This window comes from Polaromonas sp. CF318 (genome assembly GCF_000282655.1).
Classification (GTDB): Bacteria; Pseudomonadota; Gammaproteobacteria; order Burkholderiales; family Burkholderiaceae_C; genus Polaromonas.
Genome location: NZ_AKIV01000150.1, coordinates 1 through 12,432 on the forward strand (window position 1 = coordinate 1; position 12,432 = coordinate 12,432).

The 12,432-nt window shown below is 65.9% G+C and carries 12 protein-coding genes; 2 read left to right on the forward strand and 10 right to left on the reverse strand.

What is annotated here, in order from left to right; translation table 11 throughout:
* From PMI15_RS23460 to PMI15_RS23500, 9 genes are all read right to left on the reverse strand, one after another.
* The coding region (locus PMI15_RS23460; protein ID WP_162130771.1) for a cache domain-containing protein at positions 1-1,361 on the reverse strand (1,361 nt) is incomplete at its 3' end.
* Positions 1,362-1,419: 58 nt separating this feature from the next.
* Positions 1,420-1,860, reverse strand: a complete 441-nt coding sequence (locus PMI15_RS23465; protein ID WP_036840949.1) for a response regulator — start codon at positions 1,858-1,860, stop codon at positions 1,420-1,422.
* A 166-nt stretch (positions 1,861-2,026) separates the two neighbouring features.
* Entirely contained in the window at positions 2,027-3,046 is a 1,020-nt protein-coding gene (locus PMI15_RS23470) for a M48 family metallopeptidase (protein ID WP_007874954.1), read from the reverse strand.
* Between the two features lie 36 nt (positions 3,047-3,082).
* Positions 3,083-3,835 carry a 1-acyl-sn-glycerol-3-phosphate acyltransferase gene (locus PMI15_RS23475; protein WP_007874955.1) on the reverse strand — a complete coding sequence of 251 codons (753 nt, stop codon included), beginning with the start codon at positions 3,833-3,835 and terminating at the stop codon, positions 3,083-3,085.
* Positions 3,836-3,898: 63 nt separating this feature from the next.
* Positions 3,899-4,471, reverse strand: coding sequence for a D-glycero-beta-D-manno-heptose 1,7-bisphosphate 7-phosphatase (gene gmhB, locus PMI15_RS23480; protein WP_007874956.1), 573 nt, complete (start codon positions 4,469-4,471; stop codon positions 3,899-3,901).
* Positions 4,472-4,486: 15 nt separating this feature from the next.
* Positions 4,487-6,592 (reverse strand): glycine--tRNA ligase subunit beta, encoded by a 2,106-nt coding sequence (glyS, locus tag PMI15_RS23485; protein ID WP_007874957.1) that lies wholly within the window; start codon positions 6,590-6,592, stop codon positions 4,487-4,489.
* The gene (locus PMI15_RS23490; RefSeq protein WP_007874959.1) at positions 6,589-7,122 is read right to left on the reverse strand and encodes a metal-dependent hydrolase; all 534 of its coding nucleotides are present in this window, start codon (positions 7,120-7,122) and stop codon (positions 6,589-6,591) included. The genes glyS and PMI15_RS23490 overlap by 4 nt, the downstream gene beginning before the upstream one ends.
* A 29-nt stretch (positions 7,123-7,151) precedes the next feature.
* Complete coding sequence (gene glyQ / locus PMI15_RS23495) at positions 7,152-8,072, reverse strand: glycine--tRNA ligase subunit alpha (RefSeq protein ID WP_007874961.1); 921 nt, start codon at positions 8,070-8,072, stop codon at positions 7,152-7,154.
* Between the two features lie 81 nt (positions 8,073-8,153).
* Positions 8,154-9,098: a LysR family transcriptional regulator gene (locus PMI15_RS23500; protein ID WP_007874963.1), complete on the reverse strand. Its 945-nt coding sequence runs from the start codon at positions 9,096-9,098 to the stop codon at positions 8,154-8,156.
* A 162-nt stretch (positions 9,099-9,260) separates the two neighbouring features.
* Between PMI15_RS23500 and PMI15_RS23505 the strand changes: the two genes are divergently transcribed.
* Entirely contained in the window at positions 9,261-10,040 is a 780-nt protein-coding gene (locus PMI15_RS23505) for an SDR family oxidoreductase (RefSeq protein ID WP_007874965.1), read from the forward strand.
* Positions 10,041-10,105: 65 nt separating this feature from the next.
* Here PMI15_RS23505 and PMI15_RS23510 read toward each other — a convergent pair whose 3' ends face one another.
* Positions 10,106-11,194 (reverse strand): asparaginase, encoded by a 1,089-nt coding sequence (locus tag PMI15_RS23510; RefSeq protein ID WP_007874969.1) that lies wholly within the window; start codon positions 11,192-11,194, stop codon positions 10,106-10,108.
* Positions 11,195-11,433: 239 nt separating this feature from the next.
* Between PMI15_RS23510 and PMI15_RS23515 the strand changes: the two genes are divergently transcribed.
* A complete protein-coding gene (locus PMI15_RS23515) occupies positions 11,434-12,342 on the forward strand; it encodes a LysR family transcriptional regulator (protein ID WP_036840946.1) in 909 nt (302 codons plus the stop codon).
* The last annotated feature ends 90 nt before the right edge of the window (positions 12,343-12,432 follow it).

Here is a 12,432-nt window from a genome sequence, read left to right on the forward strand (position 1 = left end):
GGCAGGCCGGCCGCCACGGCGGCGTCGCGCCTGGCCTTGAAGTCCTGGCGGTCGGCGGGATGGACCAGTTGCAGGAACGCTTCGCGGTTGGTGGGAAAGCTCGCCTTGTCCACCCCCAGCACGTCATAGACCTCATCGGACCACCAGGTCTCTTCGCTGCGCACATCAAGCTGCCAGTAGCCTATGCGCCCCAGGCGCTGGGCATCCTGCAGTTTTCGCTGGATGGCTTCGCTGTTCGCCAGTTCCGACTCCAGGGCCCCACGGTGCTTCTGCAGGGATTCGGCCATGCGGTTGAAGCCTTCGGCGATCCGGGAGAATTCCCCGCCGTCGTCGGACGATGTGACCGGAATGCGCACATCCAGCCGCCCGTCCTGGATGCGACGAGTCGCCTCCAGGATGTTGCGGGTGGGGATCACGATGGCGCGCCCGCCCATCATCCAGGCGAGCAAGCCGCTCAGGAAGGCCAGCAGGGACAGCACACCCAGCTCCAGCCACAGCTGCCGCTGGGTAGCGCCCACCACCAGGTTGTGGTCCAGGCTGACCGCCACAAAAAAGGCCTCGCCCACATTGGCGCTGCTGGGCATGTAGGCCCAGAGCCGGCGATTGCCCGCGCCGTCCGGGCCGTCGGCCGTGCCCGTCTTCAGGGCTTTGACCGCCTCGCGCAGCACCGGGCTGGCCGCCTTCTGGCCCACACGTATGGGCAGGGCCGGTTTTCCGGCCAGCAGCACGCCGTTGCGGTCGTGGATGCCGAGCGCGGCGCCGGGCGGCAGGTGGATACTCAGCGCCGTCTTCGCCATTTCGCCGAGGTCCACCGAGGCATAAGCCACGACCACGACCTGCCCTTCGCGGTCCAGCAGGGGCAGCGCGAAGGTGATGGAGGGTATGCCCGTGGCGCGGCCCACGATGTACTCGCCGGTCACGAAGTCGCGGTGGGCCACGGCATCGCGGAAATACGCGCGGTCGCCCAGGTAGTTCAGCGTCGAATTGGGAATCCCGTTGCACAGGGCCCGTCCGTCCATGCCCACAATGCCCAGGTTGGCGTACAGCGGGAACAGCCGGTTCAGCTGCGCCAGGTAGGCATCGCAGCGGCCGCCCCTGCCCCCCTTGACGGTCTTGCCGTCCTTGTCGCTCAGCAGCTCAGGCGCATGGATGACGGCCGTGAGCACCTGGCGCGCCGTCTCGGCCAGCTGCTGCTGGTTGGAGGCCGCCAGCGAGGCCGCGAACTGCAGGTCGGTCATGGCCCGCTCGACCGCGGCATCGGCGTTGTAGACGGCCTTGAAAATGGACAAGCCGAACAGCGGAACAATCGCGGCCAGCACCAATATGACGAGGCGAGTCCGCAGCGTGATCTGAACCTTCATCGCGGCCATCGCTCAGGATCCCGCCCAGGCCGCAAAGGCGGCCTGCTCCGCGGGCGTATCAACCGGCCGCGATCGATTCATTGACATCCAGCCAATAGGCCTGGAGCCGCTGGAGTTTTTCCGTAAGGTCGCCAAAATCGACAGGCTTGCGCACAAACCCGTTGGCACCGGCCTGGTAGCACGCCACGATGTCGGAGCGCTCGCTGGAGGAGGTCAGCATGACCACCGGCACCAGGGCGGTAAGCGGGTTGGCGCGCACGCCGCGCAGCACATCCAGCCCCGAGAGCTTGGGCAGCTTCATGTCCAGCAGGATGAACGAAGGCTGGCGCTGCGTGTCGCGCCCCGCATGGGCCCCCTGCCCAAACAGGTAGTCCAGCGCCTGCACACCATCGCGGGCGACCGCGATCTCGGCCGTCACGCCCTGCTCCTCCAGCGTCAAGACAGTCAGCTCCAGGTGGTCGGGATTGTCTTCAACTACGAGTATGAGCTTGTCGTTCATGGAGGTGCTTTGGAGGTACGACATCAAGTCCCTGGTGTTTTTGACATTTTTGATATTTTTGTCATATTAACAAGTAACGTCAGGCTGTACTACTTTGTTATCGCCGATTCAGCCCCCGGCAAAGGGTTTGTCCTGCGCAGCCCTGGCGCCCCACCCTGCCTGCCAGCTACCAGCGCGGAATCGCTTCGTCCTTGAGCTGGCCGCGCAATTCGGCGTAATCGGGCACGATGGTGCGCACGGTGTCCCAGAAGCGCGGGCTGTGGTCCATGACGCGCAAATGGCTCAGTTCATGGACCACCACGTAGTCGATCACCGATTGCCGGAAATGGACCAGCCGCCAATTCAGCCGGATGGAGCCGTCGGCGCTGGCGCTGCCCCAGCGCGTGCCGGCGCTGGAAAGGCTGAGCTTGTGCCACTGCACGCCGAGCTGCGGCGCGAAATGGTTGAGCCGCTCGACGAAGATCCGCTTGGCCTGGCGCATCAGCCAGGCCTGCACGGCATCCCGGATCTGCTCGGCCGAAGCGTTGTGGGGCAGGCCCACGTGCAGCGTCATCTGCGCCACGCCGGGCAGCATGTCGCCGGCCTCGCCCTCGTTGCCCTGCAGCAGCACCTCGGCGGCGCGGGGCTTGAGTTCGGCGCCCACGCCACCGAAGGCGTGCCGCGGGTCTATCACCACGATCACCTGTTCGCCCAGGAAAGGCAGGGTGGTGCCGTCCTTCCAGTCGATGCGCGCGGACTCCATGCGCTCGTGGCGCTCGCGGGTCTCCTGCAGCTTGGCGAGTATCCAGCCGGATTTTTCCAGCACGGCCTTGTCGATTTCATACAGCGGCACCCATTTGGGCGCGCTCACCGTGAGGCCGTCGGCACCGGCCGAAAAACCGATGGTCTTGCGTTTGCTGCGGCGGAATTCGTAGGCCACCACGATGCCGTCCAGCACGGTCTCGCGCGTGGCGCGCGGATGGCGGAAGGTGGCCGGGGCCAGGGCCTGCTGCAGGGTCTGGGCGGGCAACTGCGGCCCGATGAACTCGGGCTCGGGCGCCGCTGGCGGCCGCGGAGTGGAAGTGGGCGGTTTTTTGGGCCGCGGCTTTGCCGGAGGTTTTGCGCTTTTCGGGCTTGCGGCGCGGTCCGGCGGCGCGGGATGGGCGTCAAACAGGTCGAGCGTGAACTGGAGAAGCCGTTGCATCATGGCAGTTTAGCGCGACGTGATAGGCGCAGGCACCGCTCAGGTATTGGCGGAGGCGCCGGCGTAGGCCTCGGGGTCCAGCCGGCGCATTTCGGACTCAATCCAGGCTTCCACCTCGCGCATCAGCTCGTCCGGCTGCCGGCCCGCGCTGGGGATGGGCTTGCCGATGGAGATGTCGACAATGCCCGGCGTCTTGATGAAGGCCTTGCGCGGCCAGCATTTGGCCGAGGTGACGGCGATCGGGATCACCGGCGCGCCGGTTTCTATGGCCAGCCGCGTGCCGCCGGATTTGTAAGTGCCCTTCTGGCCGCGCGGGATGCGCGTACCTTCGGGAAACATGATGACCCAGGTGCCCTGCGCCATCAGGCGCTTGCCCTGCACCACGACCTTGTTGAAGGCCTGGGCGCGCTGGCTGCGGTCGATGTGGATCATGTCCATGCGCGCCATGGCCCAGCCGAAGAAAGGCACGTAAAGCAGCTCTTTCTTGAAGACATAGGCCAGCGGATGCGGCATCAGCGTGGGCATGCACAGGGTTTCCCAGGTGCTCTGGTGCTTGAGCAGCAGCACCGCGGCGCTGGTCTCGCCCGTGGGCAGGTTTTCCATGCCGGTCACCCGGTTCTGGATGCCCAGGATGAAGGTGCCGCCGCTGACCGCCACGCGCAGCCAGCCCGCGCACATCCAGTACATGGTGGTGCTGCTGACGAACAGCGAGGCGATGACCACAAAGGTCGCCCATGGAATGATGGTCACGGCCATCCAGAGAAGGTGCAGGACGGAACGGATAAAGGGCATGTGAGGGATTCCGGCTATCGGGTCAGTTGGAAAGGCGAGGAATCGGGTGTTCCCGCGCCATGTTTATATCGCCACCGGTAGCGGCCGGGCGCTGCGCTCCAGCAGGAAATCGGCAAAAGCCGCCAGGTCCGCATGCAGCGTGGTGCCGGCCGGCAGGCCTTCCGGCTGGCCGCCGGCCCGGTAGCGGGCCGACTTGCCCGTCAGCACCAGGTGCGGTTCGCAGCCCGCCGCGGCACCGGCCTGCAGGTCACGCAGCGAATCACCGACCGTGGGCACGCCCGCCAGCTGCACGCCGAAGCGCGCGCCTATCTGCTCGAACAGGCCGGGCAAGGGCTTGCGGCAGGTGCAGCTTTCCTCGGGGCTGTGCGGGCAGTAGAACACCGCGTCAATACGGCCGCCGACGGCGGCCAGCATCTTGTGCATCTTGGCGTGCATGGCGTTGAGCGAGGCCACGTCGAAGAGGCCGCGCCCCAGGCCCGACTGGTTGGACGCGATCACCACATGCCAGCCCGCATGGTTGAGCCGCGCGATCGCCTCCAGCGAACCGGGCAGCGGCAGCCATTCGTCCGGCGTCTTGACGAAATCGTCGCTGTCGCTGTTGATGGTGCCGTCGCGGTCGAGGATGACGAGTTTCATGGGGATGGCTTCCGATCAGGTCGCGAGCTTGGAGAGGTCGGCTACGCGGTTCATGGCCTGGTGCAGCGTCGCAAGCAATCCCAGACGATTCGCGCGCAGCGCCGGGTCTTCGGCATTGACCATCACGCCGTCAAAGAAGGCATCGACGGGCGCCTTCAAGGCGGCCAGCGCCTGCAGCGAGGCGGCATAGTCACCGGACGCAAAAGCGGCCTCGGCCTTGGGTGCGACTGTTTTCAGGGCCTCGGCGAGGGATTTCTCGGCGGCTTCCTGCAGCAGCTCCGGTTTGATGGTGGCGGCTACCGTGCCTTCGGCTTTCTTGAGGATGTTGCCGACACGCTTGTTGGCGGCCGCGAGGGCCGGCGCTTCCGGCAGCGCGGCAAAGGCGCGCACGGCGGCCAGGCGCTTGGCGACGTCGCCCAGTCGCTGGGGGCGCAGCGCCAGCACGGCGTCGACTTCCTGCGCGCTGTAGCCCTGCTCGCGCAGGGAGCCGGCGAGGCGGTCGTAAATAAAGTCGACCAGGGCGACGCAAGCGTCCTGGATCTTGTCGCCGAACACCGGCTGCGCGCCTTCGACGAGTTCGGCCAGGCCCAGCGGCAGGTCTTTCTCGACCAGCATGCGGATCACACCCAGCGCATGGCGGCGCAGTGCGAACGGGTCCTTGTCGCCGGTGGGCAGGTTGCCGATGCCGAACATGCCGACCAGGGTCTCCAGCTTGTCGGCCAGCGCGACGACCACGCCCACGCTGTTGCGCGGCAGCTCATCGCCGGCAAAGCGCGGCTTGTAGTGGTCTTCAATCGCATCGGCCACGTCGGCGCCCAGGCCGTCATTGAGCGCGTAGTAGCGGCCCATGGTGCCTTGCAGTTCGGGGAACTCGCCGACCATGTCGGTCACCAGGTCGGTCTTGGCCAGTTCGGCGGCGCGCTGTACATCGGCCACATTGGCACCGAGGCGATTGGCGATGGCTTCGGCGATGGCGCGCACGCGCTGCGTGCGCTCGCCCTGCGTGCCCAGCTTGTTGTGGTAGACCACTTTGCCCAGGCCTTCGACGCGGGAAGCCAGGGTTTTCTTGCGGTCCTGGTCGAAGAAGAATTTGGCGTCGGCCAACCGCGGGCGCACCACGCGCTCGTTGCCGCCAATCACCGCGCTCGCGTCGCTCGGGCTGATGTTGCTGACGACCAGGAACTTGTTGGTGAGCTTGCCCGCGGCATCGAGCAGCGGGAAGTATTTCTGGTTGGCCTTCATCGTGAGGATCAGGCATTCCTGCGGCACGCCCAGGAATTCTTTCTCGAACTCACAGACCAGCACATTGGGGCGCTCGACCAGCGCGGTGACTTCGTCGAGCAGCGCGTCGTCGTCAATGGCCTTGACGCCTCCGCCGACCTTGGCCGCAGCCGCCGCCAGCTGCCTGGCGATCTCGGCCTTGCGTTCGGCGAAGCTGGCAATCACCGCGCCGTCTTTTTGCAGGGTCGCAGCGTAGCTGTCGGCATCCTGGAGCACCACCGGATCGACGGATGCCTCAAAGCGATGGCCGTGCGTGCTGTTGCCGGCCTTCAGGCCCAGCGCCTCGATGGCGACCACCGCGCTGCCGTGCAGCGCGACCAGGCCGTGCGCCGGGCGCACAAACTTGACGTCGCTCCAGCCGTCGGCGAGCTGATAGGTCATGACCTTGGGAATCGGCAGTTTGGCAATCGCTTCGAGCACGGATTTTTGCAGGCCCTCGGCCAGCGTCGCGCCCTTGACGGTGCTGTCGTAGAACAGCGCCTCGGCCTTGCCGTCGGGGGCGCGCTTGAGGCCGGCAACCGCCGACGCATCGGCGCCCAGGGCCTGCAGTTTTTTGAGCAGCGCGGGCGTGGCATTGCCGGACGCATCCAGCCCCACGGCCACGGGCATGAGTTTTTGCGACACGGCCTTGTCGGCGGCCTGCGCGGCGACGGCGCTGACATGGGCGGCCAGGCGGCGCGGCGAGGCGAAGGCGGTCAGCGCCGAAGCATCGGCCGTCAGGCCCTGGGCCTTGAGCTGCTCGAACAGCACGCCGGCAAAGGCATCGCCGAGTTTTTTCAGCGCCTTGGGCGGCAGCTCTTCGACAAACAGTTCTACGAGAAGGTTTTGGGAAGCGTTCATGGTTTTTTTCGGGAATGTCGGAGCGCAAAAATGGCCAGGGCCGCGGCCATCAGCGGCAGCCAGATGGTTTGGATTTCATTGAGCAACACGTCGGCGCCGCGTTGCGTGAAAAATCGGGAAAAGGCGACCGGCGAAACCTCGACGGGCCGCCAGGGGCTGAAAAACCGCTGTTCGGAGAAGGGCCAGTAGAGCGGGATGGCCACGCCGCCGTTGGTGAGGGTATCCAGCAGCGGGTGCGAAAACATGCAAAGCGCTATCCAGGCATAGCCTTGCCACGGCGCCAGTTTCCAATACCGTGCCAGCCACGCGCCGACCATGCCTGCGACGAGCGCAAAACCCAGGGTGTGGGTAAAGCCGCGATGGCCCCAGATGCCGCCGTAATGGATGCCGAGCTTGAAAGCGATACCGTCAAAGTCGGGAAGAATGGCCGCGACCATGCCCGCCGCCAACATGGAGGGCGGTATCCGCTTGCTGCCCAGGGCCACGGCGGCGGCGATGGGAACGGCAATATGGGAAAAGATGGTGGGCATCGTGGCGGAATTCGGTGAAGGCGAAAGCCTCAGGCGGCCTTCTTCGCCATTTGTTCCACCCATTCACGCGGCGCCATCGGGAAGCCCAGGCGTTCGCGGCTTTCGTAATAGCTTTGCGCCACAGCGCGCGCCAGGTTGCGGATGCGGCCTATGTAGGCGGCGCGTTCGGTCACGCTGATGGCGCCGCGCGCATCCAGCAAATTGAAGCTGTGCGCGGCCTTGAGCACCTGCTCATAGGCCGGCAAGGCCAGTTGCACGTCGATGAGGTGCTTGGCCTGCTTTTCATGGGCGCTGAAGGCGGTGAACAGGAAGTCGGCGTCGCTGTGCTCGAAGTTGTAGGTGGACTGCTCGACCTCGTTTTGTTTGTAGACGTCGCCGTAACTCAGTTTGGAGCCGTCGGCGCCTTCGGTCCAGACCAGGTTGTAGACGTTGTCCACGCCCTGCAGGTACATGGCCAGGCGTTCCAGGCCGTAGGTGATTTCGCCGGTCGCGGGCTTGCAGTCTATGCCGCCGACCTGCTGGAAGTAGGTGAACTGCGTGACTTCCATGCCGTTGAGCCAGACTTCCCAGCCCAGGCCCCAGGCGCCCAGCGTGGGGTTCTCCCAGTCGTCCTCGACGAAGCGGATGTCGTTTTTCTTGAGGTCAAAGCCCAGGGCCTCGAGCGAGCCGAGGTAGAGCTCCAGGATGTTGGCGGGCGCCGGCTTGAGCACGACCTGGTACTGGTAGTAGTGCTGCAGGCGGTTGGGGTTCTCGCCGTAGCGGCCGTCCTTGGGGCGGCGGCTGGGCTGCACATAGGCGGCTTTCCAGGGCTCGGGGCCCAGCGCGCGCAGAAAGGTCGCGGTGTGCGAGGTGCCGGCGCCGACCTCCATGTCATAGGGCTGCAGCAGCGCGCAGCCCTGGGCGTCCCAGTAGGACTGCAGCTTCAAGATGATTTGCTGGAAAGTGAGCATAGGAATGGGTTCAGGACAAAAGCGCGGCGCCTGTGCAGGCGCCGGAAAGGCAAGGCCGCATGGGCGGCAGTGCTAAACCGGTCATTTTACGCGGCGATGGCGCGCGGGCGCCGCGTCGGGCGGCACATACCAGGCGGGCCCGTCCTTGAAGGCCTGCGCCAGGAAATCCACCATCACGCGGACCTTGGCGCTCAGGTGGCGGCGGCTGGGGTAGACGGCCAGCACGTCGATGTCGGGCATGCGGTAGCCCGGCAGCAAAGGCACCAGCCGCCCTTCGCGCAAGTCGTCGCCGACCAGAAAGGCCGGCTGCCAGATGACGCCCTGCCCGGCCACGGCCGCTTCGCGGGCCGTGTCGCCGTTGTTGGCGTGCATGACGTAGTGGACCTTGACCTTGTGCGGGCGCGCCTCCCCGTCGACGAAATGCCATTCGTTGGCGGTGGCCGCATAGGTATAGCCCAGGCAGCGGTGCGCCGCCAGGTCGGCCGGCACCTGGGGGCTGCCGTGCTGCTTGAGATAGGCGGGCGATGCGCAGACGATGTTGCAGGAGGTGGCCAGCTTGCGCGCCGCATGGGTGGCGGGGCCGGCGCGCGAGATGCGGATGGCGAGGTCGTAGCCCTCTTCCACGATGTCGACCACACGGTCGCTGAGCGCGATGTCGAGCTCCACGTCGGGATGTTTTTGCATGAAGCGCGGCCACAGCGGTGCCAGCTGGCGTATGCCGAAGCTCACGGGCGCGTTGATGCGCAGGCGCCCGCGCGGCTGCAAGGTGGCCGACGAGGCCAGCGCTTCGGCGTCGGCGACTTCCTCGAGGATGGACTTGCTGCGCTCATACAGCGCCTCGCCGCTTTCGGTGAGCGAGAGCGTGCGCGAACTGCGGTTGAGCAGGCGGGTGCCCAGGTGGGCCTCCAGCTCGTTGATGTAGCGCGTGACGTTGGCCGGCGAAGTGTCCAGCGCATCGGCCGCGCGCGTGAAACTGCCGCGCCCCACCACGGCGGCAAACACCTCAAAAGCTCGCAAACGGTCCATGGCGGCGCCTCCAACGCTTGATATTCATAAAACCTGAATGATTAAAACACTTTTAAGGCCTTCTTCTTATAGAACATGAATCGTACATTGAACCCATCGGCAAGCCAGCAAGGCTGGCCGACCCGGCAAAACCCATCAACCCACACTGGACAGGACACTGAAATGACCACGCAAAACACCTCCTCCGTCGCCGCCAGGCGCTTCGACAACAAGACCGTGCTCGTCACCGGCGGCAACAGCGGCATAGGCTTGGCCACCGCGCTGCAATTCGCCGCCCAAGGCGCCCGCGTCATCATCACCGGCCGGGACCAGGCCACGCTGGAGCAAGCCAAAGCGCAACTCGGCGAAGGCGCCATCGCGCTGCGCAACGACGCGGGCGAAAGCGGCGCCGCCCAGGCGCTGGCCGGCGCCCTGCGCGCCCAGGGCATCACGCTGGACGCGGTCTTCATCAACGCCGGTGTCGCGAAGTTTTCGCCGCTCGAAGGCGTGGACGAAGCGCTCTGGGACCAGACCTTCAACGTCAATGTGAAGGGCGCCTTCTTCGCGATCCAGGCGCTGTCACCGCTGCTGAACACGGGCGCGGCCGTCATCCTGAACGGCTCCATCAACGCCCACATCGGCATGCCCAATTCCAGCGTGTATGCCGCCAGCAAGGCCGCGCTGATTTCATTCGCCAAGACACTGTCCGCTGAATTCGTGGCGCGCGGCATCCGCGTCAATGTGGTGAGCCCCGGCCCGGTGACGACGCCGCTGTACGGCAAGCTGGGCGTGCCCGCCGACCAGCTGGGTGCGCTGGCCGCCGGCATCCAGGCGCAAGTGCCGATCAAGCGCTTCGGCACGCCCGACGAAGTGGCCAGCGCCGTGGTCTACCTGTCGTCGCCCGACGCCGCATTCATTGTGGGTACGGAACTGATCGTCGACGGCGGCATGAGCCAGCTCTAAGCCCATAAAAAAAGGGCGATGCCGTTACCGGCATCGCCCTTTTTGTCTTGACGCCCCGGAGAGCCTCAGTACTGCCAGAAGATGCGCTGCAGCTCCTTGCTGTCCACGTTCTTCGTCAATGCCACAGCAGCCAGGATGCGGGCTTTCTGCGGGTTCAGGTCGTGCGCGACCACCCAGTCGTATTTGTCGTCGGGCTGCTCGGCGTTGCGCAGCACAAAGCCTTCGGGCACACGCGATGAGCGCACGACCTGTATGCCCTTGGCGCGCACTTCCTGCAGCGCAGGAACAATGCGGTCGGCCACCGAGCCGTTGCCGGTACCGCCGTGGATCAGCGCCTTGATGCCGGACTTGGCGACGGCGTCCAGGGCCGTGCGCGAGACGTTGCCGTAGCCGTACACGATTTCCACCGGCGCCAGCGCATCGAAGTCGTCGATGTTGAATTCGGACTGTGCGGTGTGGCGCTTCACAGGCGCGCGGAACCAGTAGTTGTTGCCCTCCACCACCATGCCCAGCGGGCCCCACTGGCTCTTGAAGGCCTCGGTCTTGATGTTGATGGTCTTGGCGACGTCGCGCCCGCTCTGGATTTCATCGTTCATGGTGACCAGCACGCCCTTGCCGGCCGCGTCCTTGCTGGCCGCCACGCTGACGGCGTCAAACAGGTTGAGCGCGCCGTCGGCCGACAGCGCCGTGCCGGGACGCATGGAGCCCACCACCACGATGGGCTTGCTGGTGCGGATCACGAGGTTCAGGAAGTAGGCGGTTTCTTCCAGCGTGTCGGTGCCGTGGGTGACGACGATGCCGTCCACGTCGGCCTGCTTGACCAGCGCCGAGATGCGCTTGCCCAGCTTCATGAGGTTGTCGTTGGTAAAGCTTTCCGAGGCGATCTGCGAGACCTGCTCGCCTTTGACGTTGGCGATGTTGGCCAATTCGGGCAGGCCGGCCAGCAGCTTGTCGACCGGCACTTTCGCGGCGGCATAGGTGGCGCTGTTCAGGACCGAGGCGCCGGCGCCGGCAATGGTGCCGCCGGTGGCCAGGATCACGACATTGGGTTTGCCGGCGGTTTGCGCCAGCACGGAGGCTGGCGTGCCCAGCGCGGTGAAGGCGACGAGGCCGAGCCCGGCGCCCATTTTCAGGAGGGTGGAAGCGATTTGCATGAGATATCCCAGGAAAGTGAAATAGTTCTGCCGGGTCGCGGGCGTCGAAGGGCACCTGTGAAAAAGTGTCAATACGTGGGGCCCGCGTCCCGATGTCTCCTCCGGCACCAGGCCAAAGGTGGCTCATCGTAGCCAGCCCGCCGGAAAGCAGCGATGCATAATGTAACGAGGGGTGTGACTAAAACTCACACCCCTCCGGCAACCGGCCCCTTCTTGCCGCGCCGGCACCCGGCACAACGATGAACCTCAGGCAACTTGAAGTCTTCCAGGCCGTCATGCAGACGGGCAATATGAGCGCCGCCGCGCGGCTGATCTGCATCACGCCTTCGGCCGTCAGCAAGACCATCGCGCACACCGAGCTGCAGCTGGGCTACAAGCTGTTCACGCGCGGCAAGGGCACGCTGGCGCCCACGCCGGAAGCGCGGGTGTTGTTTGAGGAGTCCTCGCAGATCCACCAGAAGCTGGACGGGCTCAAGCGCATGGCCGTCAACCTGCGGCAGGCGGCCGACGGCCAGGTGCGGCTGGCGGCCATCCCCTCCATCAGCCACGAATTTTTACCTCTGGTGCTGGAGCGGCACATGGCGCGGCATCCGCGCGTGCGCGTCGAGGTACGCACCCTGCACCAGGACCAGATGGTGCAGGCCCTGCTGACGCGCGGCGTGGACTTCGCGCTGGGCTTTTACGAGCACCCGCACCCATTGCTGACCAGCAGCACGCTGGTGAGCGGGCCGCTCTACCTGGCCGTCACGCGCGAGATCTGGCAACGCGCGGTGCGCGCGCGCCGGCAGAACCCGATGTCCTTCCTGGCGAGCATGCCCTTGATCAGGCTGGTGGGCGAGGACCCGATGTGCAGCTCGATCGACGAGCTGGCCCGCCACCTGGGCCTGAGCGCCCCGGCGGGCCTGCAGGTGCAGACCTCGCGGCTGGCGCTGGAGCTGGTCAGGCGCGGCATGGGCTGGACGGTGGTGGACTTCCTCACGGCCAGCAACCTGGACCCGGCCTCATTGACGGCGGTGCCGCTGCATGAGTTTGCCCATGCACCGCTGCAAATGTATTTTGCGACCAGCACCCCGCCGGGACAGGATGCGCTGCGGATGCTGGAGATGCTTCCCGACCTGCTACACAGCGTGATGGCCTCGACACACTGACCGCCACACCCTCCGGGCCAGCAGGGGCCGCGGAACTGGCTTTGCCAGGCCGCAGGCGCCGCCCCCTTGAGGGGGAAACAGGCTACACGC

Coding starts and splice junctions, on each gene's coding strand:
- PMI15_RS23490 (WP_007874959.1), bottom strand. CDS start 7,122: ATGCCCACCATCTTTTCCCATATTGCCGTTCCCATCGCCGCCGCCGTG.
- glyQ (WP_007874961.1), bottom strand. CDS start 8,072: ATGCTCACTTTCCAGCAAATCATCTTGAAGCTGCAGTCCTACTGGGAC.
- PMI15_RS23510 (WP_007874969.1), bottom strand. CDS start 11,194: ATGCAAATCGCTTCCACCCTCCTGAAAATGGGCGCCGGGCTCGGCCTC.
- gmhB (WP_007874956.1), bottom strand. CDS start 4,471: ATGAAACTCGTCATCCTCGACCGCGACGGCACCATCAACAGCGACAGC.
- PMI15_RS23465 (WP_036840949.1), bottom strand. CDS start 1,860: ATGAACGACAAGCTCATACTCGTAGTTGAAGACAATCCCGACCACCTG.
- glyS (WP_007874957.1), bottom strand. CDS start 6,592: ATGAACGCTTCCCAAAACCTTCTCGTAGAACTGTTTGTCGAAGAGCTG.
- PMI15_RS23505 (WP_007874965.1), top strand. CDS start 9,261: ATGACCACGCAAAACACCTCCTCCGTCGCCGCCAGGCGCTTCGACAAC.
- PMI15_RS23475 (WP_007874955.1), bottom strand. CDS start 3,835: ATGCCCTTTATCCGTTCCGTCCTGCACCTTCTCTGGATGGCCGTGACC.
- PMI15_RS23500 (WP_007874963.1), bottom strand. CDS start 9,098: ATGGACCGTTTGCGAGCTTTTGAGGTGTTTGCCGCCGTGGTGGGGCGC.
- PMI15_RS23470 (WP_007874954.1), bottom strand. CDS start 3,046: ATGATGCAACGGCTTCTCCAGTTCACGCTCGACCTGTTTGACGCCCAT.
- PMI15_RS23515 (WP_036840946.1), top strand. CDS start 11,434: ATGAACCTCAGGCAACTTGAAGTCTTCCAGGCCGTCATGCAGACGGGC.